The following is a 20,683-nucleotide window of genomic DNA, read 5'->3' as shown; positions in this document are numbered from 1 at the left end:
CTCGCGCCAATGTGCGGCGCAGCAAGCCCGGTCAGGAATTACAAACCCGGAAACAACCCCGGGAAAAATCCGCCCCCCGTTGTAGGACGGCTCCCGCTTTCGCGCGTGGGGCGCGCTGCATAAGCTGAAATGACTCCACCGCCTCAGATTCCGTCCCATGGCCAAGTCCGCTGCAGCCCCCGACCCATCAGACGCCCCGCTGGGCAAGTACCAGCGCAAGCGCGACTTCGCGGCCACGCCGGAGCCGAGCGGCAAGCGAGCCCCCGGGACCACGAAGGCGGCGAAGGCCAGCAAGTCCGCCAGTCGCAGCGGCGCCCATGCGTTTGTCATCCAGAAGCATGCGGCGCGGCGCCTGCACTACGACTTCCGGCTGGAACTGGACGGCACGCTCAAGAGCTGGGCCGTGCCAAAGGGGCCCAGCTACGATCCGGCCGACAAGCGCATGGCCGTGCACGTGGAAGACCATCCGCTCGATTACGCCGATTTCGAGGGGGTCATCCCCGCCGGCCACTACGGTGCGGGCACGGTGATCGTCTGGGATCGCGGCGAGTGGATTCCCGATACGGACCCTGAGGCCGGCTATCGGGACGGCAAGCTCAAGTTCGAACTGCGTGGTGAAAAGCTGCAGGGCCACTGGACGCTTGTACGCATGGGCGGCAGGAAGGCGCGCGACGACAACGCGTGGCTGCTGATCAAGGAGCGCGACGAATACGCGCGGCCCGCGTCGGAGTTCGACGTGGTGGATGCCATGCCCGACAGCGTGCTGGCCGGCACGGCGAAGGCGCCCACGAACCAGACCGCTACCGGGAAGGACAAGCAAGCCTCGAAAAAGACGTCGAAGACGGGCAGCAAAGGCGGCAAGGATGGCAGCGGGATGCCCGCGCTGCCAGCGGGCGCCAGGAAGGCTGCCCTGCCCCTGGCGCTGGCGCCCCAGCTGGCCACACTGGTCGATCAGCCGCCCGCCGACCCCAGCCGATGGCAATACGAGATCAAGTTCGATGGCTACCGCATCGTGGCGCGCATCGATGGCGCCGATGTACGGCTGTTCACGCGCAATGGCAACGACTGGACCGCGAAACTGCGCCCGCTCGCGGCCGAGATCGCCGCACTGGGCTGGCCGGACGGATGGCTCGACGGCGAGATCGTCGTGGTGGACAAGCACGGCATCACCGACTTTCAGGCGCTGCAGAACGCCTTCGAAACCGCGCATGCCGAATCGATCCAGTTCTACGCGTTCGACCTGCCCTGGTTTGCCGGGCACGACCTCCGCGCGGTGCCGCTGGCCGAGCGACGGGCCTTGCTGCACGGGCTGCTGGCCGGTCACACGTCGGGCCGCGTGCGCTTCAGCGACAACTTCGAAGGCGACCCGGCCGACATGCTCGATGCGGCGTGCCGCATGAAACTCGAAGGCATCATCGGCAAGCGCGTGGACGCGCCCTACGTGAGTTCACGCGCGCCGTCGTGGATCAAGCTCAAATGCCAGAACCGGCAGGAATTCGTGATCGGCGGCTACACCGACCCCAAGGGCAGCCGCAGTGGACTGGGATCGCTGCTGCTCGGCGTGCATGATGCCGACGGCAAACTGCGCTATGTCGGCAATGTCGGCACCGGCTTCGACACGGCGATGCTCGATGCGCTGCGCAAGCAGCTGGAACCGCTGCGCACGGACGACACGCCGTTCGACCCGCTGCCGCGCGGCATCAAGGGCCATTGGGTCAAGCCCAGGCTGGTGGCCGAGGTGACCTTCGGCGCCTGGACCCGCGAAGGCCGCATCCGCCATTCCGTGTTCCACGCCCTGCGCACCGACAAGCCGGCCGCCACCGTCACGCTGGAGGTGCCCGCGAAGGCGGATGCATCGAACCGTACGCCCTCGGAAAAGACTGCCGTGAAAGCCACCGCAAAAACCGCCGCCAAGGCCGGAACGAAGGCCGCCGCAAAGACGGGCACAACGCGGGCCACCCGCGCCGCCATCGGCAATGTCGTGGTCAGCCATGCCGACCGCGTGATCGACAAGTCCACCGGGCTGACCAAGGGCGATCTGGTTGGCTACTACGCCCACGCCGCCGACCTGATGCTGCCGTTCCTGCGCGGGCGTCCGCTGGCGCTGGTTCGCGCGCCGGCCGGCATCGATAGCGAGCAGTTCTTCCAGCGCCATGGCTACACGCTGCACGTGAAAGGCGTCACGGCCCTGGACCCCGAACTTTGGCCGGGCCATCCGCCCCTGCTGGAAATTACCTCGGCGGCCGCCATCGTCGAAGCCGCGCAGTTGAACGTCGTGGAATTCCACACCTGGAATGCCAGGGCGCGCAACATCGACAAGCCCGACCAGATCGTCTTCGACATCGACCCGGGCGAAGGCGTCAGCTGGCGCGAGATCCAGGAGGCGGCCAGCCTGGTCAAGGCACTGCTCGACGCGCTGTCGCTGCAGAGCTTCCTGAAAACAAGCGGCGGCAAGGGGCTGCATGTGGTGGTGCCGCTGTCCGCGCGCGCGGGCTGGGATGCCGTGCGCGACTTCGCGCAGGACGCGGTGACGCACATGGCCCGGACGATCCCCGAACGCTTTGTGGCAAAGAGCGGTCCGCGCAACCGGGTTGGCAAGATTTTCATCGATTACCTGCGCAACGGTGTCGGCGCTACCACGGCGGCAGCCTTCTCGGCGCGGGCGCGTCCCGGCCTCGGGGTGTCCATTCCGGTGAGCTGGGATGAACTGGACGACCTGACGGGCGCCGCGCAGTGGACGATCGCCAACGTGGGAGAACGCCTCGACGAACTGGCGCGCCATGATCCCTGGGCTGGCCACGACAAGGTTCGCCAGACCCTCACCCAGGCCCGCAAGCGGCTCGACGCCGCCTGAGACGCGCCACACGCAGTCCCCGCGCCACACCGCCCGGCACCCTGTCGGCGTCCGTCTGTCAGCCATCGCGCCATCTGCGGCACGGTTCTTGCCACACTGCACCCAGAACCTGGGCCTGTAGCCGCCCGGGGCGGAACGAAAAACGATGAGACAAGACCCCGATCCCTGGTATTCGAGCGAATTCTGGCAGCGTGCCCTGATCGGCGTGCTGATGCTGGCACTGGCTTATTTGCTGGCTTCCCCGGCCGATGCTCGCGCTGCCGGTTCGTGGCTGCCCGTGCACGCGCCGGGCCGTTGACTTCTGCGGGACGCGCAACGCGCAAATGTCATAAATACAACCGATATGGGCGGAATGAAGGTAAAAATTACAAATCAGGATAGGTCGGCGCCACCTGGGAACGCCGCAGCGGTCCAGGTTACGCCGTGCCGTGCCCTGAGCGCACCGGTCTTTGCCATTATCAAAGCCAAAGCGGCGTTGTCTGCCGCCTGTCAGCCATGAATGCCACGCCTGCCCACCACCCGACGCGTCGACCGCTAGTCCTCAATGTCGAGGGCCGCGAGGGGCCGCGCTACGTCAAGAGCCGTATCCTGAACCGCGCCGACTTCGCCGTGCTTGAGGCATCCGACGGCCAGGCCGCGCTGTCATTGGTTCGCCAGCACGCACCCGACCTGGTACTGCTCGCGGGACCGCTTTCCGACATCGATGGCCTCGACGTATGCCGCCTGATCAAGAGCGATCCGCAGACCGCCCGGACCATGGTGCTGCTGACATCGCCCGGCGTGACGGACTCGCATCGCCGCGTGCAGGCGCTGGACGGCGGCGCGGACAGCTTTCTGGTGGAGCCGGTGGAGCCCGAGGAACTGGTGTCGAACATCAACGCGCTGCTGCGCATGCGCGGGGCCGAGGATGCCTTCCGGCGCACTTCCCAGGCGCTGCACGAGAACGAAGACCTGTTCCGCCAGCTGGCCGAGGCCTTCGCCGATGTGGTCTGGATCATCGATCCCGCGGCACACCGCTTCCTGTTCGTGAGCCCGTCCTTCGAGGCCTTGTGGGGCCGCCCGGCGGATTCGGTCAAGCACGACCCCACCTGCTGGCTGAAGTGGGTGACCCCCGACGATCGCGCGCGCCTGGAAGTCGAATGGGAAAGCATGCTGCGTGACGGCCGCCTGGATTCGGAATTCCAGCTCGAACGGCCGAACGGCGAGATCCGCGAAGTGCATATGCGGGCGTTCCCGGTACGCGGCGCCGATGGGCGATGCCTGCGCGTGGCCGGTATCTGCCAGGACGTCACGCGCCACAACCGCGCCGAGCGCACGCTGCATAACGAAGAGCGCCGCAAGGACGAATTCCTGGCCATGCTGGCGCACGAACTGCGCAACCCGCTGGCGCCGATGCGCAGCGCCGTAGACCTGCTCCAGCAGTTTTCTCCAAGCCGCGAAGACATGTTCCGGGCGCGCGACATCATCAGCCGGCAGTTGCATCACCTCACCCGCCTGGTGGACGAACTGCTCGATGTGTCGCGCTTCAACCAGGGCAAGATCACCCTGCGCCGCGATCTGGTGGAACTGCGCGGCGCGCTGAACACGGCGGTGGAAACCGTGCGTCCGCTGCTGGAATCGCGCCGCCACACGCTGCGCCTGGCGCTGCCGGAGCAACCGCTGCCCGTGCGGGGCGATATGGTGCGGCTCACGCAGATCTTTGCCAACCTGCTGCACAACGCGGCCAAGTTCACGCCCGAAGGCGGCCAGATCGCCGTCGAAGCCACGGCCTCCGACGGCAAGGTCGTAGTGCGCGTGCGCGACAACGGCAACGGGCTCTCGCCAGACATGCAACGCCAGCTGTTCGACCCGCTCGCGCCGGGCGCGGGCGGCGGCGACGCGGGCGCACACGGTGCCAGCGAACACGATGACCGGCCGGCCGCCGAACGCGAGACGCAGCAGCCCGCTCAGCCAATGCAGCAGGCCCAGCCCGAAGATGAGCATCCGGGCATCACGGACCCCGATGCCTTTGCCGCGCGAGAAGGCGCCGGCATCGGCCTGACGCTGGTCCAGAAGCTGGTAACGCTGCACGGCGGACGCATCAGCGCCGAAAGCCCGGGCCGGAACCTTGGCAGTACCTTCATCGTCGAACTGCCGGTGGAACCCTGGCAGACCTGGCATCCGACCAGCGGCAAGACCCGCGTGGCCCCCACGGCCGCGCACACGATCATGCTCGTGGATGACAACATCGACGCCCTCGAGGCCATGACGATGACGCTGGAAACGCTGGGCCACACCGTGGTCACCGCGCCCGACGGCCAGAGCGCCATCGCGTGCGCCGCCAGCGTGCGACCGGACGTCGTCCTCCTGGATCTGGGCATGCCGACCATGGACGGCTTCGAAACCGCCAGGCGGCTGCGCGAGATTCCCGAATTGCGCAATGCCCGGCTGGTGGCGCTGACCGGATTCGGCCAGCCCGACGACCGGCGCCGTACCCGTGCCGCCGGCTTCGACCTGCATCTGGTGAAGCCAGCGGATCTCAACGCACTGACGCGCCTGCTCGAGGAACTCGACGCCTGAGGGGCAAGCGCCCGCACAAGGACCGCAATGCATATCACACCCGAACCGGATATCACGCCGCCGAAGCCGGAAACACCGCCGCCGGAGCCGCCCGACACGACGCCGGAGCCGGTCAACGATCCACCTCCGGGCGACTTGCCCCCTCCGCCGCCGCAGCGTGCGCACCGAGCGGCGTGATCGGCTGACCCGCCATGTCGCGCGCGATCTGGAAGGGCGCCATCAGCTTCGGGCTGGTGAACATCCCCATATCGGTCAAGCCTGCGTCACGTACGCATTCGCTGGATCTCGACCTGCTGGACAAGCGCGACATGGCGCCGGTGGGCTATCAGCGCATCAACAAGCACACCGGCAAGCCGGTGGAGCGCGACGACATCGTCAAGGGCTACGAGTACGAAAAGGACGAGTACGTCGTTCTGACTGACGAGGACTTCAGGCAGGCCAACGTCGAAGCCACGCAGACGGTGGATATCGTCAGCTTTGTCGACGCCGCCGCGATCCCGCCTTATTTTTTCGACACCCCCTACTACCTGGAACCGGACAAGCGCGGCGAACGCGGCTATGCACTGCTGCACGAAACCATGCGCAAGACAGGACGCGCGGCCCTGGCGCTGGTGGTGCTGCGCAACCGCCAGCATCTGGCGGCATTACTGGTCGCAGGCAAGGCGCTGGTGCTGAACACGATGCGCTTCGCGGACGAAGTGGTGCCGGTGGCCGACCTGAGCCTGCCCGGCGGCAAGAAGCACGCCGCCAGCGCCCGAGAGGTACAGATGGCGACCAGGCTCGTGGAAGACATGAGCGAGGACTTCAAACCCGAGCAATACCACGACACCTATCGCGAGGACTTGCTGGCCCGCATTCAGGCCCGGGTCAAGGCCGGCAAGACGCATCTGCTGACGTCCGCGGCCGACGAGACCGCCGCGCCCGCCCGCAAGGGTGCCAAGGTGATCGACATGATGGCGCTGCTCAAGCAGAGCCTGGGGCAACGGGGCAAGCGCGGCGCACCCGCTGACGCGACGTCAGCCGATGAGGGCGAGCCCGCCGAAGCCGCTACCGCAGCGCCAAAAAAGAAGGCCGTCAGACGCGGGGCAGCTGGCGACCGCAAAGCGGGCACCACCAGGCGGCCAGCAGCCAAGAAGGCCGCGTCAAAGTCGTCTGCCAGCGGCAAGCGCAGCGCCAGCACCGCTAGCACCGCCAAGAAGACCCCCGCGCGCAAGGCAACCGCGAAGAAAACGGTCAAGGCCCCCGCACGCACCACCACCCGCAGGGCCGCCTGATCACGTGCATCCGTGAAGCACGTCGCCGCACGGACAACGCTGCCCGGCGCACACGAAAAAGAGCCGCGACACGTGGGAGAGTCGCGGCTCAGCGCAGTGGCGACCTGGGTCGCCGCGCATCATCAACCGTTAGTATTGACCTCGGACGGCAACACCTGCCTGCCTTAGCGTGACGACACCTTCAGGTTGTCATTCACGGAATCCACGCCTTCCACCGACTTCACCGTCTCCAGCGCCATCTGCTTCTGTTCGGCGCTTGGCACCGAACCGGTCAGGTTCACCACCCGATCCTTGGTCTTGACGTGGATGCCGGTGGACTTCAGATCCTTCGTCGCCAGCAGCTTGGTCTTGATCTTCGTTGTCAGGGCCCCGTCCGTCACGGCCTGCTTGGCATTGTCCGCGCCGGCGTCCGTCCTGGATTCGGTCGTGGCCCCGGTCGTGCGGTCGCCCTCGGTACGGCTGGGCATGCCCGACGCATTGTTGGCCGGGGCGGGATGCATCGCCGATCCGCTCGTCGTGTTCGTATCGGCAACCTTCATGTAGCCGCCGTTGTCGAGGGCGTGGGCGCCGCCTGCGGCAGCGACCGCAGCAATCGTCAGGGCAATGCGAAGCTTGGGTACGATTTTCATGTGCACTCTCCTTGTCAGCGTATCAATCACAGAGGGACGAATGCCGAAACCACGTAGGCAGCGCGCCTGGCGCTTTGAACGCTTGCACGGTAACCGGCACCTTACCCATGACTCTGCAAGGAGCGTTCCAAAGACCCGGCCGGGCCGACATGTCTTTTACCGAAGTCCGTACGGCAGGCTGATCCCCAAGAGCATGCGCCCACGTCGGTAGAGGTCTTGGAGCCCGTGCCGCCCTTCTCGCGTGAAAAGCCTGCATGCGTTGTAAATCGCGGCACATCCGATGTCTCGCATGGGCTACCTGTATGTCTGACAGATGCCATACCCCCGACTTTGATGCGTGGCACGCGGATTGCTGCTTTATCCATGCGGCAGCCCGCCGCGACTTGGACTTGGAGACAGCAATGGGACAGCAGCAAGGTAGCCAATCCGGACAGCAAGGTGGCCAATCCCAATCGGGACAAAGGCAGCAGGAGCAGCAAGGCGGCCAGCGCGGCAACCAGCAGCAAGGTAGCCAGGATCAGCAACGCCAGCAGGGTGGTGGTCAGATGGGCAACCAGGACAAGAGCTCGGGCCAGCACCAGCAGCAAAGCGGCACAGGCAGCCAGCAGGGATCGCAGCAAGGTTCCCAGCAGCAGAAGAACCGTCAGCAGTAATACTGCCGACTTCCTCACCTTTCCGGGCCCCGCAGTGACATCTCCACGGTTGTCACACCACGTCTGAAGTCAGGACGTGGCCTCATGCAAACGGGGTCCCGCGCCGGAACATCCGCCATGGATGTTCCGGCGTCTTTCGTTCGAGTTGGCCAGGCGTATCGGAGTGGCCGACCGATGCTACACGCTTGCACCCTCCGCTCAGCCCAGCCGGCCCGACACCACCGCCAACGCTTGGCGCCACACTTCGCGCTGCTGGTCGAGATAGTCGATGGCCTGACGGCCGGTCAGGCTCAGCGGCTCGGCGCCGTCCTGTGCCAGGCGCTGCCGCAGCGATGGCTCGCGCAGCAGTCGGGTCAGTCGTGCTGACAACGCGATGCGGCGTGCCTCTGGCACGCCAGGAGACGCCAGCACGCCATACCAGGCGTCTTGCTGCATGCCGACGATGCCCGCTTCGGCGAATGTCGGGACCGCCGGCGCCAGCGGACTTCGCACCCTGCCCGTCACCGCCAGGGCACGCACGCGGCCCTGCCGCATCAGTGGCAACGCGGCCTGCAGCGTACTGACGAGCACAGCCACGTGTCCGCCCTGCAAGTCCACCAGCGCACGCGCGCTGCCGGGATACGGAACATGTGCCAGGGAAACGCCGGCCTGCCGGCACATCAGTTCACCCACCAGATGAGCGCTGGAATGAATGCCAAGCGAGGCATAGGCGATTTCGCCGGGACGTTGCCGCGCATCGTCGAGCAGGCGTTGCAACGTCGCGCGTGCCTGCTCCGGCTGCGCGTGTGTGCCGTCGCCAGCCATCAGCAACACGTGAGGCGTGCTGGCAACGATCGCCAGCGGTTGTAGTTGGCGCGCCGGCGCCTCGGGGCTGCTGGCCAGCAGCGGCCCGATACTAACGGAGCCGACCGTGCCCAGCAGCAGCGTCTGGCGGTCGGCGCCGGCGCGTGCGGCTTCGTGCATCGCAATCTGGCCGGAGGCGCCCGGTCGATTGTCGACGATCGTGGGCTCGCCGTCGCCGCCAAGACTGTCCGCCACGATGCGTGCGACGTGGTCCGCACCGCCACCGGCGGCATAGCCTACCAATAGATGCAGGGGCGGAACGTGAGACGGGAACGGGGCAGCGGCGGCAGGCCGCCAGGGACGCGCGAACGGCATGGCCAGCAATGCCGCGGTGACGCGCCGGCGAGCGGGAACTGACATGAAGGCGGCGGCACGAATCGGGAAAACTGCGGCATCGTAGCACCGCCGGCCAACGTCCGCCGCCGGGACAAACCCGCCCGGACGACGTCAACGTGTCCGAGCGCCCGTCATCTCACTGCTGCGGGGCGCGACAGGCCGCCCCCTTCCCGTTGACTGCGGGGTCCATGCCGAAGACCGCCTGCGCGCCGCACTGCGAACCAAACATGCGGGCCTGGTCATGCCCCACGCCCACCACCTCGAACGACCGGTGCGCGCTGGCCTGCCCCGGCGCGGCCAGCACCTGCTCGTAGCGCCAGTAAGCGCGTGCCCGCTGCAGGCGCGTGGGGCCTTCCGCTTCAGCGCCGCAAGCCTTGTCCAGCACCCGATGGTTCGGATCGTTGTCGTCGCTGCCCACCATGTAAGTGACCTGGCGCTGCATGTAGCGCCGATAAAGCGTCATGCCATCGGCGCCGCGCGCGTAAGCCACCATGTCGCGCATGCCATAGCGGTACTTGTCGTAGTCGGCGCAGGTACTGGCGCTGTATGGCGCGAAGCGGCGGTAGTCAGGCGCCACCGGGCGATCCGGCGTGAAGTACAGATAGGACGACGGATTGGCCACGACGTAGCGCAGGTCGATGCCGGACGCCCGCACCTTTTCGTCCACGTTGTTCAGCACGGCATACCGATGCACGATCTGCGCCCCGCCCGAATGGCCGGCCACGGTGACCTGGCGCACCATCGGCAGGCGCTGCCTGTCGGTGACGAAGGCCAGCAGATCGTCGAGCACCTGCAGCGAACTGACGCCGGCGCCGGGGCCGGACACCGCGTCGTCGCCGCCGATCCAGCCCTGCACGGTCCACACCGGCATGTTGTCGAAATGCTTGGCGGCGTCGGGCGTGCCCGGGAAATTGGGCGCCACCAGCAGCACCTCGTCGGGGTTCCGGCCGCTGGCCTTCAACAAGCCTGCGCCAGCGTCGTAATAGTCGTCGCCATTGCGCTGCAAGCCATGCTGGACGAATACCACCTCCCGGATCGCGCGCAGGTCGCCATTGAGCGCGTGATTCGCATAGACCGGGAAGTCATAGCCCGCCCCTTTGCCCAGGTGCACGCGCTGCCATTGCGGCTTGACCGCGGCCGCGCCCGGTGTGGCAGCCGTGGCCGCCGTGGCCGCCGTTGTGCCGGTCTGGCCGGCACAACCGGCCAGCACCGCGCCCGCCGCGACCACGGCGATGACGGGCAAATATTGCGTAATGCGGCGCATGAAGGTGTCTCCTTTGATGTTCTGGCCGCCCGCGCGCATCGGGCGAAACGCCAATACTACGACCATGCCGGCCGCACGTAAAATATATGCATCACAAGACTTCCATATTTCTTGGATATATATCGATGGAGCTGAGACACCTGCGTTACTTCCTGGCCGTGGCGGAGACCCGTTCCGTCACGCGCGCCGCCGAACAGCTCGGCATCCAGCAGCCTCCTCTTTCGCAGCAGCTCAAGGTGCTGGAAGCGGAACTCGGCGTGACCCTGTTCGAACGGCTGCCGCGCGGCGTGGCGCTGACGCCTGCCGGCACTGCGCTCCATGCCGATGCGGTGGACCTGTTCGCCCGGATCGATCAGATGCGCGCACGCATGCAGCGCATGGCGCGGGGAGACGAAGGCGCCCTGGCCATCGGCTTCACCAGTTCCGCGGCCGCGCACAAGCTCACGCCCGAAGTACTGCGGGCATGCCGCCGGCACTTTCCGCGTGTGGCGCTGTCCCTGACCGAATGCAACGCGGCGGAAGCGATCGAACGGCTTGCCGACGGCACGCTGAACGCCGCCCTGCTGCGCGCGCCGGTACTGCATCCCGAGGGCGTGCGCTTCGACCTGTTGCTGGAAGAGGAGATGGTGATTGCGTTGCCGCTCGATCACGCCCTGCTGCGGCGCCGTGCCTTGCGCGGGCAGAACGCTGCGGCACCTGTGTCGCTGAGCGAGCTGGCATCCGATCCGTTCATCCTGGTGCGGCGACCGGGCGCACCGGGCATGTACGGCGACCTGCTGCGCGAATGCGAGGCCCTGGGCTTCACGCCGCGCATCGGCGCAGAAGTCGAACGGATGCTGACCAACCTGAATCTCGTGGCGGCCGGCGCTGGCGTCAGTGTGGTGCCGGCATCGATGGCCGGCCTGAACCGTCACGGCGTGGCCTACTGCCGGATGGTCGAGGCCGACCGGCTTCGCGCGCCGCTGACGCTCGGCTACCGCGAGGGCCAGGATGACGCCGCGCTGACGGCGCTGGTGGCACTGACCCACCGCATCGCCACGCGCCATCGCAAGAAATCGCAGGACGAAGAATAGCTGCCAGCCGGGATCGCCCCACTCCCCCGCGAGCACAGGGGCGGTCCCTTGGCAGCGCGGCGGGCGTCAGTGCAGCAACCCGATCTCGAAACGCCCGGCGGCCGTGCCGATCAGCAGGCCGCTGTTGTACAGGTAGGACGCCACCACCCCACCCGTTGCTCCGATCACGCCTGGCACCGGACTGTTGTAGGCCAGCGCGCCCGACGCTCCGTTACGCACGATGCTCGTGCCGTTCAGGGCGGCATTGACCTGTTCGCCGGTGGTGGCCATCACGCGATAGGCACCATCGGCCGCGCCGGTCGCCAGGCCCGCCGTCGATTGCTGGGCGTAGATGTTCATGCCGTACGCTGTGGCCGACCGCGTCAGGAGCACCGGTACCGGCGCACCATTGACCATGCCGCTGATCAGCGACCCGCTCAACACGCCATCGCCCGCCGCGATGGTGCCGCCCACGAAGTAATCGAACGCGTTGCGCGCAGCGTTCCATACGATGTAGCCCTTGGTCGTGTTCGTGCAGGCCGCGTCATAGACGATATAGCCGCCGCTGGCCGTGGCCGCGCACGTCTGCCAGGTGGCCGCCGACGACCGCAGCCGCGCCGAGCCATTTCGCACCGTGACCGATCCGTCTGCGACGGCCGTCTGGATACCGTTGACGTTGTAGATATCGGCCACCGCCTTGTAGTCGGCAGAGACGGTCTGGAACGCCACCAGCGGCAGGAAACCGCCGCCCGATACCGGCTTGACGCCGCCCGCCAGCACACCGCCTCCGGTCAACGAGAACTGCGCGCCATTTTCGTCGCTGGCGTACGTGCAGCCACCCTGCGAGACGAGCTGTCCGCTCAGCACGGTGCTGGCCGCACGCTGGGCGCTGGCATCGATCGTCACCGTGTACTTGAGCGTGGCGGGATCGATGCGGACCGACAATTCCTCGCCGTTGGTGTTGCCGCCCTTCCAGGTGGTGGCCACCGACGGCAGGTTCAGGCAGGACTGCACGATGCCCGAAGCGCCTTCGCACGTGTAGTTGATGGCCGCGTCGGCGCTGCCGGTGCCCTTGTACTTGGGCCACGACGGGTACTGGCACAGTGGCCGCGTGCGGCCGTAGGTGCCCGCGTTGGTGTCCATCACTTCACGGGTGCCCGGCGCCACGCCCATCTCGACCCAGTTTTCGAGTGCGGTCAGCGAATTCCACGCTGGCAGGAAGCTGCCCGTACCGTGGCCCATGCCGGGTACGGTGTAGAACCGGATGCCCTGGTCCACGGCCGCCTGCCCCACCCGCGCGATGACGGCCTTGTACCACGCGATGGTGGAATTCGGGCTGATGACCTCGTCGGCCAGACCGTGCAGCATGATCAGCCGGCCGCCCCTGGCCAGGAACGCGGACAGGTCGGGGTTCGTGGCGTCGGTCAGCGCCGACACGGCCTGCACGCGCGACGTCCAGCTACCCGGGCTGGCCGGATCGAAGGTCAGCGCGTCGAACGTGGCATTGCGGGTGACGAAGTATTTGACCCACTGGTCGCCGGTCACGTACATGTTGGCGTCGGCCGTGGTGGCCGGATTGCCAGGCACCGCCCGCGTGCCGAGGTCGCGCGTGGTGAACGGCCCCGCCACCAGCGCGCCTTCCATGAGGTTGTAGCCGCCGGCAACCGTCACGCCATTGGCCAGCGGATAGCCGAGCTGCAGCGGCTGCTCGATGGTCTTGACCGTGGCGATCTGCGCATCGGACAGGCAGGTGTCGCCGGTATCGGCGCCGCCCGCACAACGCAGGCCGGCCAGCACCTGCATGGCGCCCACGCGGCAGCCTTCCACATTGCTCACGACCTTGTCGGCCACGCCGTCGAGCGTGTCGCACGCATCCATGGCCGCCTTCTGCACCATCAGCGTCTTGTTGATATTGAGCCAGCCTGCGCCGCCATTGAGGTACAGCGCCCGGCCCACGGCCACGTTTGACAGCCGCGTACCCGTGTAGTTGAGCGCGGGCTCATTGGCGATCACGCCAGCGTAGTCCGCCGGCCATCGCTGGATATAGCTCAGCGCATCGCGGCCTCCCGTCGAGGTGCCGAGGAAATACGCGCGCACCGGCGCCTTGCCATAGCGTTGGGTGATCAGCGCGATCGCCACATCGTGCGTCTTCTTGAGCGTGTCGCCGCCGTAGTTGGCCAGTTGCTCGTCATTGGTGGCAAAGCGGCCATCGGTGATGCTGGAACTCTGGTGACCCGAATCGTCGCCCCACGTGGCGTAGCCGCGCGACAGCGGTGCAGGGTCGCCGGGCAAGGCAAAACGCACGGTCTCGGTGCCGTCGATCAGCGTGCCGTCAAAACCGCCGCCGCCGAACTGGATGCCCTTGCCATTCCACTGCGTGGGCAGGTTGACGGCGAAGTTGATGCTGGACGCCGACGCATCGACCGGCGCAATCGCGCCGCGCACCTGGCAGTACTCGCCCAGCGTGTTGCCGGTGGCATCGGCCGCGATCAGCGTGGCCTTGCTGACGGTGGCGCCGCCCGAAGCCAAGGCCAGGCTCGATGCCGGCAGGCTTGCACCGTTCAGCGCGTTGCAGGCCTCCAGCGCACTGAGCGCCGGGACGGCCGGTGCCGTTCCCGTGTCACCGCCGACCCCGGCGTTGCCCGTATTTCCTGTGCCGGCCGTGGCGGGTGCATCATCGCCGCCGCCGCAGGCGGTGACCAGCAGCGCCACTGAAAATGCAGCGGCCAGCCGCCACGCCGGGCGGCAGCCCTTGTATCCGGTTGTCATCGTTTGCCTCCTCCAGTACTGCCGGTACTTGTGCCGGCATGCTGGAGCGAGACGGTATCACCGGGGTGATGCCACGTAAAATATATGCCAATCTACCTATTCATATTCCAAAAGTATGGATATGAGCCTTCAGCGCGGCAGCCCGACATAATTTTCCGCCAGCGACCGGCACGCAGCCTCGGAGCCGACCAGGTACTCAAGCTCGGCCTGCTGGATGCGGTGCGCAAAATCGTCGGCGTCGGGAAAGCGGTGCAGCAGCGATGTCATCCACCACGAAAACCGCTCGGCCTTCCACACCCGGCCCAGGCACTTCGCGGAATAGCGGTCGAGTTCGTGCGAATCGTCGTGCAGGTAGTGCGCGATAAAGCCGTCAGCCAGATAGAGCACGTCGCTGGCGGCCAGATTCAGGCCCTTGGCACCGGTCGGCGGCACGATGTGCGCGGCGTCTCCGGCCAGGAACAGCCGCCCATATCGCATCGGCTCGCAAACGAAGCTGCGCAGCGGCGCGATGCTCTTTTCGATGCTGGGGCCCGTGACCAGCGATTCGGCCGCCTGGGGGTCCAGCCGGCTGCGCAGTTCATCCCAGAAACGTGCATCGGACCAGTCCTGCGGCTTTTCGGTCGACGGCACCTGCACGTAGTACCGGCTGCGCGGCTTGGAGCGCATGCTGCACAGCGCAAAGCCTCGTTCGTGACTGGCGTAGATCAATTCGTCGGCCACGGGCGGCGTGTCCGAAAGGACGCCCAGCCAGCCAAACGGATATACCCGTTCGAAGATCCGCTTCGACGGTTCAGGCACGCTGGCCCGGCTGACCCCGTGGAATCCGTCGCAGCCGGCGATGAAGTCGCAGACCACCTCGTGCTCGACGCCATCCTTGCGATACGACACGCGCGGACGGCCGCCATCGAAATCGTGCAGTGCAACGTCCTGGGCCTCGTAGACGGTCGGCACGCCGGCCGCCCGGCGCGCCGCCATCAGATCGCGCGTGACCTCGGTCTGGCCGTACACGGTCACGTCGCGGCCGATCAGCGCGTGGAAGTCGATCCGGTGCCGCGCACCACCAAACGACAGTTCGATGCCGTGGTGCACCAATCCTTCCTCGCGCAGGCGCCCATCCACGCCCGCGCGCCGCAGCGCGTCCACGGTCACGCATTCGAGGATACCCGCCCGAATGCGGCCCAGCACGTACTCGGGGCTGCGCTGTTCGATGACGATATTGTCGATGCCGGCCACGGTCAGCAACTGGCCAAGCAGCAGGCCGGCAGGGCCGGCGCCGACGATGGCAACGCGGGTGGAACGGGAATGCGGCGAGCCATTGGGGGCCATGGCGTGTCTCCTGATTGGAATGTGGTTATTGGCCTCAACGATAGAGCCTAGCGTGCCCGGCCGGAATGGACAGATCGAACCAAGAACGTGAAAATCCGAACATTCCCGGAAGCATGCAGCGCGCCCCCATGAGAACCGTCCCCACCTATTCGCTCTACGGCGTCAATTCCGCCGAGCCGTTGCTGGACCAGCTCCATTTCGAATCGATCGCGTCGCGCAGCCAGCTCTACGCATGGGAGATCAAACCCCACCGGCATGAGCGATTCCTTCAAATTCTGTACATCCACAGCGGCAGCGGCGAGGCGCTGCTCGACGGCCGGCGCGAACGCCTGGCCAGCGGATCGCTGATCTGCGTGCCGCCCCACCATGTGCATGGGTTCGTGTTCTCGCCGGATGTGGACGGCATCATCGTGACGATGACCGACAGCTACCTGCGCACGCTGCTGGCCGGTGTGCCGGGCACGCTGCCGCTGTTCGAGCATCCGCGCCACGAGCGCGTGGCGCGCAAGCACCCGCTGGCCAGTGCGCTGGCGATGTTCAGGATGGAGATGGCCTCGGTGGCCCCTTGGCGCGGCGCCGCGCTGTCGGCGCTGCTCACGCTGGTGCTGGTGGGCATCGCGCGCATTGCCGAGGCATCGGCACCCGCCACCACGCGTGCCAGCAGCCGGCCCGCGCGGCATTTCCAGCAGTTCCAGCAACTGCTGGAGACCGACTATCGCGAACAGAAGGAGATGACGTACTACGCCGACACGATCGGCATCACGCCCACCCAGCTCAACCGCATCTGCCGCCAGTTGGCCGGGCAGAGCGCGCTGCAGCTGATTCACGCACGCGTGCTGGCGGAAGCCCAGCGCGACCTGCTGTTCAGCGATCTCGATATCAAGCAGATCGCCATGACGCTGGGATTTTCGGACGCGGGCTACTTCTCGCGCTTCTTTGCGCGGCTCGCGGGCCAGACGCCCACCGCGTTCCGCGAATCGGGGCGTGCGCGCCTTCCCGCGTTCGCCACGCGGGAAGGCTGAGCCCCGATGCGGCTGCGGCGCGCGTCAGGCGCGCGCGCTGTCCACTTCCGCGAAGACTTCCTCGGCCATATGGAAGGCCGAATTGGCGGCCGGCACGCCGCAGTAGATGGCGGTCTGCAGCAGCACCTCCTTGATCTCGTCGCGCGTCACCCCGTTGTTGGCCGCCGCGCGCAGATGCAGCTTCAGTTCCTCCGAACGGTTCAGCGCCACCATCATCGCGATGGTCACCAGGCTGCGCGTATGGCGCGGCAGGCCTTCGCGCGTCCAGATCTCGCCCCATGCATAGCGCGTGATCAGGTTCTGGAATTCCTCGTTGAGCGGCGTCAGTTTCTGCAGCGAACGGTCCACGTGGGCGCTGCCAAGCACCGCGCGTCGCACCGACAGCCCCGCCTCGTAGCGCGCGTGGTCATCGGTCACGGGCAGGCGGCCATGGATGAAGTCCAGCAGCGCCGCCGTGAATCGCCCCGGCTGCTCGCGGTTGGAAAGATGCGCGGCCGGCAGCTCGACATAGCGTGCGCCGGGGATGGCATCGGCCAGCGCCCTGCCCTCGGCGGCGGTGGTCGACGGATCGTCGCTGCCCGCGATCACCAGTACCGGCACCTTGATCGTCTTGACGGCCTCGCGCAGGTCGGCGTCGCGCAGCGCCGTGCACCCCAGCGCGTAGCCGCGCGGGTCCAGTCCCTGCAGCACCGCGCGCAGGTCGTCCAGCGCGCCGCCCGCGGTATTGCGGAAGGTCTCGGTGAACCAGCGGCCCAGCGACGCATCGACCAGCGGCGCCATGCCGTCGCGCAAGACGCCGTCGATGCGCGCGCTCCACGCTTCCGCCGTGCCGATCTTCGGCGCCGTATTCGCGACGATGACCTTCGAGAACCGCCCCGGCGCGTTCACGGCCAGCCATTGGCCAATCAGGCCACCGATCGACAGGCCGCAGAACACCGCCTGCTCAACCTGCAGCGCGTCCAGGATTGCCAGGACGTCGCGCCCCAGCACATCAACCGTTGCTTCGGACGCCTCGGTCGATGACCGGCCGTGTCCGCGCATGTCGTGGCGCACCACGCGGAAGCGGCCCGCCAGCGCATCGGCCTGCGGCTTCCACATCGTGTGGTCGGTACCCATCGAGTTCGAAAAGATGATGACGGGCGCGGTATCGGGGCCGTCGACGGTGTAGAACAGCCGGGCACCGGCATGATCGAGGTAAGGCAAGGTTGTCTCCAGTCAGGCGTGGTTGCGGTGCGTCCGCGCGTGCCGCCAGGCTTGCACGGCGGCATCGGCGAAGCTGGTGGATTGGCCCGCGTACTGCGCGGGGTCGCTGAGCCGGTCGAGCGTGGCGTCGTCGAGCAGGCCCTGGTGCGATGGATCGTCGGCCAGCGTGCGCGCCAGCGCGTCGCGCAGCGTGGTGCCATCAGCCACGGCGCGGCGCGACGCCTGCTCCACCAGATGGTGGGCGGGCAGCCGGCCGATGCGCCGGCCGAGTTCGAGCATGGCGGCTTCGCCAAGGATCAGCCCATGCGTGATATCCAGGTTCTGGCGCATGCGGGCAGCGTCGACCTGCAGGCCGGCCACCACGTCGGTCATCTGCCGCAACGCGCCGGCTGCCAGCGTGACGATCTGCGGCAGCGTGTCCCACTCGGCCTGCCAGCCGCCGAGCGCGCGCTCGTGCTCCTGCGTCATGCCGGCCAGCATCGTGGCGACCAGGGGCGGCACCCGCACGGCCGCGGTCAGCACCGCTGCGCAGCCCACGGGGTTGCGCTTGTGCGGCATCGTGCTGGAACCACCGCGCCCCGGTCCCGATGGCTCCGCCACCTCTGCCACTTCAGTCTGCATCAGCAGCGAGATATCGCGCGCCATCTTTCCCAGGGTGCCGGTCAGCATGCCAAGCGTGGTAGCCACTTCCACCATGCGGTCGCGGTGCGCGTGCCACGGCAGCGCGGGAAGATCGAGTTGCAGCACCTGCGCAAGCTGCGCGGCCACCGCCGGCGCATCGTTGCCCAGGCTGGCCAGCGTGCCGGCCGCACCGCCGAACTGCAGCGCCCGCCCGTGCGTGCGCGCCAGGTCAAGCCGGGCCAGATCGCGGCGCAAGGCGTCGAGCCAGCCGGCGGCCTTCAGGCCAAACGTGGTGGGCAGCGCGTGCTGCAGCCAGGTGCGCGCCACCATCGGCGTGGCACGATGGGCGACGGCCTGCGCGGCACAGGCATCGCCAAGCGCCAGCAGGCCGGCGTCGATGTCCTGCAAGGCGTCGGCAAGCTGCAGCACCAGCGCCGTATCGATGATGTCCTGGCTCGTGGCGCCCCAGTGCACGTAGCGGCCCGCCTCGGCATCGCGCCGGGTCACGGCGGCCGTCAACTGCTTGACGAACGGGATCGCCAGGTTGCCGGCCGAGGCGGCGGCCTGCGCAAGCGCGTCGAAGTCGATGACCTGGGCCGGCTCGGCGGCACAGACCTGTTCGATGATCCGGGCGGCCGCTTCGGGAATGACGCCGCAGCGCGCCTCCGCGCGCGCCAGCGCGGCTTCCACATCGAGCATGCGGCGCACCGTCCCGGTGTCGGAAAAGATATCGAGCACGGCGGGGCTGCCGAACATCGGATCGGTCAGGCGGGAAAACGTTGGCATGGTCGGTTGGGGGCGAACCGTTGGAATTGCCGGCAAGGAATGCGCCGATTGTGATGCAAAACGCGGCACCGGTGTGAGCCGGCGCCGCGTTCAGGCAAGGCGGGCAACGATGGCGACGTATCAGATATCGAAGAACACCGTCTCGCCCGGACCCTGCAGCACGACGTCCCAGCGGTAGCGGTTCTGGCCCTCGGCCCTTGCAATCAGCGTGTCGCGCCGATCGGCGGGCACCAGAGACAGCACCGCATCGGCGCCGTTCGCGGCGGTGTCCTCGGGGAAGTACATGCGCGTGGCCACATGCTTGAGCAGTCCGCGCGTGAAGACCGACACCATGATGTGCGGCGCCTGCGGACGCCCGTCGCCATCGGGCACGGCGCCGGGCTTGACCGTGGTGAAGCGGAACGAGCCGTCGGCCTCGGTGGGCACACGGCCGAAGCCGGTGAAGCCCGGCACCAGCGGCAGTTCGCGGACATCTTCGGGATGACGGTAGCGGCCGGCAGGGTTGGCCTGCCAGATCTCGACCATGCCATCGGGCACGGGCTCGCCGCGACCATCGACCACGCGGCCTTCGATCACGATGCGTTGCGCGGCCAAATCGGGCGCGTCGGCGGTCAGGTCGGCGCAGTTCAGGCCGGTCAGGCCGATGTGCAGGTACGGACCTACGGTCTGGGATGCGGTGGCGTACAGCATGGCCTTACTCCATCGGCGTGGCATCGCGGCCACGCAGCACGATATCGAAACGGTAGCCGAGCGCGTACTCGGGTGCCGTGGTTTCCCAGTCGAACGTGGCGACCAGGCGATTGCGCGCCTTCTCGTCGGGCACGCACTGGAAGATCGGGTCGTATGCCAGCAGCGGATCTCCCGGGAAATACATCTGGGTGACCAGCCGCGTGGCGTAGGCGTTGCCGAACAGCGAAAAATGGATGTGCTGCGGCCGCCATGCGTTGTGGTGGTTGCGCCAGGGATAGGCGCCCGGCTTGATCGTCTTGAACCGGTAGTTCCCGTTGGCGTCGGTGATGGTGCGGCCTTCGCCGGAAAAATGCGGGTCGAGCGGCGCGTCGTGCTGGTCGCGCTTGTGCGTGTAGCGGCCGGCGGCGTTGGCCTGCCAGACCTCGATCAGCGCGTTGGGCACGGGGCGCCCGTTTTCGTCCAGCACGCGGCCCGTGACCAGCATGCGTTCGCCAATCGGCTCGCCGCCGTTGCCGACGGTCAGGTCGTTGTCGCCCTCCCGGACAAACTCGGGACCAAACGTCGGGCCGGTGACTTCGGACAGCGACTGCGGCAGCGCGATCAGCGGCTGAGCCGGCGAGCGCAGTTGCGTCGAGGCATAGGGGTCGAAGCGGTATTCGGGCTGGGTGTCCCAGTACGGCCGGCGGTACTGGGCGGGGCGATCGGAGCGGTGGGGCATCGCGCTGTCTCCGTTGTAGGTGTGAATCGATGGGGAGGACTGTATGCAACGCCAGAAGTCATGTAAATTGAGATTTGGCGTAAT

General features: G+C 67.3%; 16 protein-coding genes. 7 read left to right on the top strand and 9 right to left on the bottom strand.

Annotated features, from left to right (window positions below; all coding sequences use genetic code 11):
• The first annotated feature begins 157 nt into the window (after window positions 1-157).
• From ligD to BLQ58_RS10590, 4 genes are all read left to right on the top strand, one after another.
• Entirely contained in the window at window positions 158-2,854 is a 2,697-nt protein-coding gene (gene ligD, locus BLQ58_RS10600; RefSeq protein ID WP_092597504.1) for a DNA ligase D, read from the top strand.
• A gap of 145 nt (window positions 2,855-2,999) precedes the next feature.
• Window positions 3,000-3,152 (top strand): hypothetical protein, encoded by a 153-nt coding sequence (locus BLQ58_RS29105; RefSeq protein WP_175459883.1) that lies wholly within the window; start codon window positions 3,000-3,002, stop codon window positions 3,150-3,152.
• Between the two features lie 197 nt (window positions 3,153-3,349).
• Entirely contained in the window at window positions 3,350-5,413 is a 2,064-nt protein-coding gene (locus BLQ58_RS10595) for a response regulator (RefSeq protein WP_092597501.1), read from the top strand.
• A gap of 191 nt (window positions 5,414-5,604) precedes the next feature.
• Entirely contained in the window at window positions 5,605-6,687 is a 1,083-nt protein-coding gene (locus BLQ58_RS10590) for a non-homologous end joining protein Ku (protein ID WP_092597498.1), read from the top strand.
• Window positions 6,688-6,851: 164 nt separating this feature from the next.
• Here BLQ58_RS10590 and BLQ58_RS10585 read toward each other — a convergent pair whose 3' ends face one another.
• A complete protein-coding gene (locus tag BLQ58_RS10585) occupies window positions 6,852-7,316 on the bottom strand; it encodes a BON domain-containing protein (RefSeq protein WP_092597495.1) in 465 nt (154 codons plus the stop codon).
• Between the two features lie 401 nt (window positions 7,317-7,717).
• Between BLQ58_RS10585 and BLQ58_RS10580 the strand changes: the two genes are divergently transcribed.
• The gene (locus BLQ58_RS10580) at window positions 7,718-7,969 is read left to right on the top strand and encodes a hypothetical protein (RefSeq protein WP_092597492.1); all 252 of its coding nucleotides are present in this window, start codon (window positions 7,718-7,720) and stop codon (window positions 7,967-7,969) included.
• A 198-nt stretch (window positions 7,970-8,167) separates the two neighbouring features.
• Here BLQ58_RS10580 and BLQ58_RS10575 read toward each other — a convergent pair whose 3' ends face one another.
• Together BLQ58_RS10575 and BLQ58_RS10570 are read right to left on the bottom strand one after the other, a co-directional pair.
• Window positions 8,168-9,172 (bottom strand): tripartite tricarboxylate transporter substrate binding protein, encoded by a 1,005-nt coding sequence (locus BLQ58_RS10575; RefSeq protein ID WP_092597489.1) that lies wholly within the window; start codon window positions 9,170-9,172, stop codon window positions 8,168-8,170.
• A gap of 112 nt (window positions 9,173-9,284) precedes the next feature.
• Window positions 9,285-10,412, bottom strand: coding sequence for an alpha/beta fold hydrolase (locus BLQ58_RS10570; protein ID WP_092598059.1), 1,128 nt, complete (start codon window positions 10,410-10,412; stop codon window positions 9,285-9,287).
• A 125-nt stretch (window positions 10,413-10,537) separates the two neighbouring features.
• Here BLQ58_RS10570 and BLQ58_RS10565 point away from each other — a divergent pair, with 125 nt between their 5' ends.
• The gene (locus BLQ58_RS10565; protein ID WP_092597486.1) at window positions 10,538-11,485 is read left to right on the top strand and encodes a LysR family transcriptional regulator; all 948 of its coding nucleotides are present in this window, start codon (window positions 10,538-10,540) and stop codon (window positions 11,483-11,485) included.
• 66 nt (window positions 11,486-11,551) lie between these two features.
• On the opposite strand, the gene BLQ58_RS10560 is transcribed toward BLQ58_RS10565, so the two are convergent.
• Both BLQ58_RS10560 and pobA read right to left on the bottom strand, forming a co-directional pair.
• Complete coding sequence (locus BLQ58_RS10560; protein WP_092597483.1) at window positions 11,552-14,233, bottom strand: tannase/feruloyl esterase family alpha/beta hydrolase; 2,682 nt, start codon at window positions 14,231-14,233, stop codon at window positions 11,552-11,554.
• A 129-nt stretch (window positions 14,234-14,362) separates the two neighbouring features.
• A complete protein-coding gene (pobA, locus tag BLQ58_RS10555; RefSeq protein WP_092597480.1) occupies window positions 14,363-15,559 on the bottom strand; it encodes a 4-hydroxybenzoate 3-monooxygenase in 1,197 nt (398 codons plus the stop codon).
• A gap of 128 nt (window positions 15,560-15,687) precedes the next feature.
• Here pobA and BLQ58_RS10550 point away from each other — a divergent pair, with 128 nt between their 5' ends.
• On the top strand, window positions 15,688-16,581 hold the full coding sequence (locus tag BLQ58_RS10550; RefSeq protein WP_092597477.1) for a helix-turn-helix domain-containing protein: 894 nt from the start codon (window positions 15,688-15,690) through the stop codon (window positions 16,579-16,581).
• A gap of 24 nt (window positions 16,582-16,605) precedes the next feature.
• On the opposite strand, the gene pcaD is transcribed toward BLQ58_RS10550, so the two are convergent.
• The 4 genes from pcaD to pcaH all read right to left on the bottom strand — a co-directional run bounded on the left by pcaD (window position 16,606) and on the right by pcaH (window position 20,599).
• Window positions 16,606-17,784 (bottom strand): bifunctional 3-oxoadipate enol-lactonase/4-carboxymuconolactone decarboxylase PcaDC, encoded by a 1,179-nt coding sequence (gene pcaD, locus BLQ58_RS10545; RefSeq protein WP_092597474.1) that lies wholly within the window; start codon window positions 17,782-17,784, stop codon window positions 16,606-16,608.
• Between the two features lie 12 nt (window positions 17,785-17,796).
• On the bottom strand, window positions 17,797-19,191 hold the full coding sequence (locus BLQ58_RS10540) for a 3-carboxy-cis,cis-muconate cycloisomerase (protein ID WP_092597471.1): 1,395 nt from the start codon (window positions 19,189-19,191) through the stop codon (window positions 17,797-17,799).
• A gap of 120 nt (window positions 19,192-19,311) precedes the next feature.
• Window positions 19,312-19,881, bottom strand: coding sequence for a protocatechuate 3,4-dioxygenase subunit alpha (pcaG, locus tag BLQ58_RS10535; protein ID WP_092597468.1), 570 nt, complete (start codon window positions 19,879-19,881; stop codon window positions 19,312-19,314).
• Between the two features lie 4 nt (window positions 19,882-19,885).
• Window positions 19,886-20,599: a protocatechuate 3,4-dioxygenase subunit beta gene (gene pcaH, locus BLQ58_RS10530; RefSeq protein ID WP_092597465.1), complete on the bottom strand. Its 714-nt coding sequence runs from the start codon at window positions 20,597-20,599 to the stop codon at window positions 19,886-19,888.
• Window positions 20,600-20,683 lie beyond the last annotated feature (84 nt).

The organism is Ralstonia sp. 25mfcol4.1 (assembly GCF_900104095.1).
Lineage (GTDB): Bacteria > Pseudomonadota > Gammaproteobacteria > Burkholderiales > Burkholderiaceae > Cupriavidus.
This window is presented reverse-complemented; position numbering and strand designations above follow the sequence as displayed.

Bases quoted from the DNA above. Each gene is read 5' to 3' on its own strand.
- BLQ58_RS10595 (WP_092597501.1), top strand. From the start codon at position 3,350: ATGAATGCCACGCCTGCCCACCACCCGACGCGTCGACCGCTAGTCCTC.
- pcaG (WP_092597468.1), bottom strand. From the start codon at position 19,881: ATGCTGTACGCCACCGCATCCCAGACCGTAGGTCCGTACCTGCACATC.
- BLQ58_RS10575 (WP_092597489.1), bottom strand. From the start codon at position 9,172: ATGTCAGTTCCCGCTCGCCGGCGCGTCACCGCGGCATTGCTGGCCATG.
- BLQ58_RS10570 (WP_092598059.1), bottom strand. From the start codon at position 10,412: ATGCGCCGCATTACGCAATATTTGCCCGTCATCGCCGTGGTCGCGGCG.
- BLQ58_RS10580 (WP_092597492.1), top strand. From the start codon at position 7,718: ATGGGACAGCAGCAAGGTAGCCAATCCGGACAGCAAGGTGGCCAATCC.
- BLQ58_RS10565 (WP_092597486.1), top strand. From the start codon at position 10,538: ATGGAGCTGAGACACCTGCGTTACTTCCTGGCCGTGGCGGAGACCCGT.
- BLQ58_RS10590 (WP_092597498.1), top strand. From the start codon at position 5,605: ATGTCGCGCGCGATCTGGAAGGGCGCCATCAGCTTCGGGCTGGTGAAC.
- pobA (WP_092597480.1), bottom strand. From the start codon at position 15,559: ATGGCCCCCAATGGCTCGCCGCATTCCCGTTCCACCCGCGTTGCCATC.
- BLQ58_RS10560 (WP_092597483.1), bottom strand. From the start codon at position 14,233: ATGACAACCGGATACAAGGGCTGCCGCCCGGCGTGGCGGCTGGCCGCT.
- BLQ58_RS10585 (WP_092597495.1), bottom strand. From the start codon at position 7,316: ATGAAAATCGTACCCAAGCTTCGCATTGCCCTGACGATTGCTGCGGTC.
- ligD (WP_092597504.1), top strand. From the start codon at position 158: ATGGCCAAGTCCGCTGCAGCCCCCGACCCATCAGACGCCCCGCTGGGC.
- pcaH (WP_092597465.1), bottom strand. From the start codon at position 20,599: ATGCCCCACCGCTCCGATCGCCCCGCCCAGTACCGCCGGCCGTACTGG.
- BLQ58_RS29105 (WP_175459883.1), top strand. From the start codon at position 3,000: ATGAGACAAGACCCCGATCCCTGGTATTCGAGCGAATTCTGGCAGCGT.
- BLQ58_RS10550 (WP_092597477.1), top strand. From the start codon at position 15,688: ATGAGAACCGTCCCCACCTATTCGCTCTACGGCGTCAATTCCGCCGAG.
- BLQ58_RS10540 (WP_092597471.1), bottom strand. From the start codon at position 19,191: ATGCCAACGTTTTCCCGCCTGACCGATCCGATGTTCGGCAGCCCCGCC.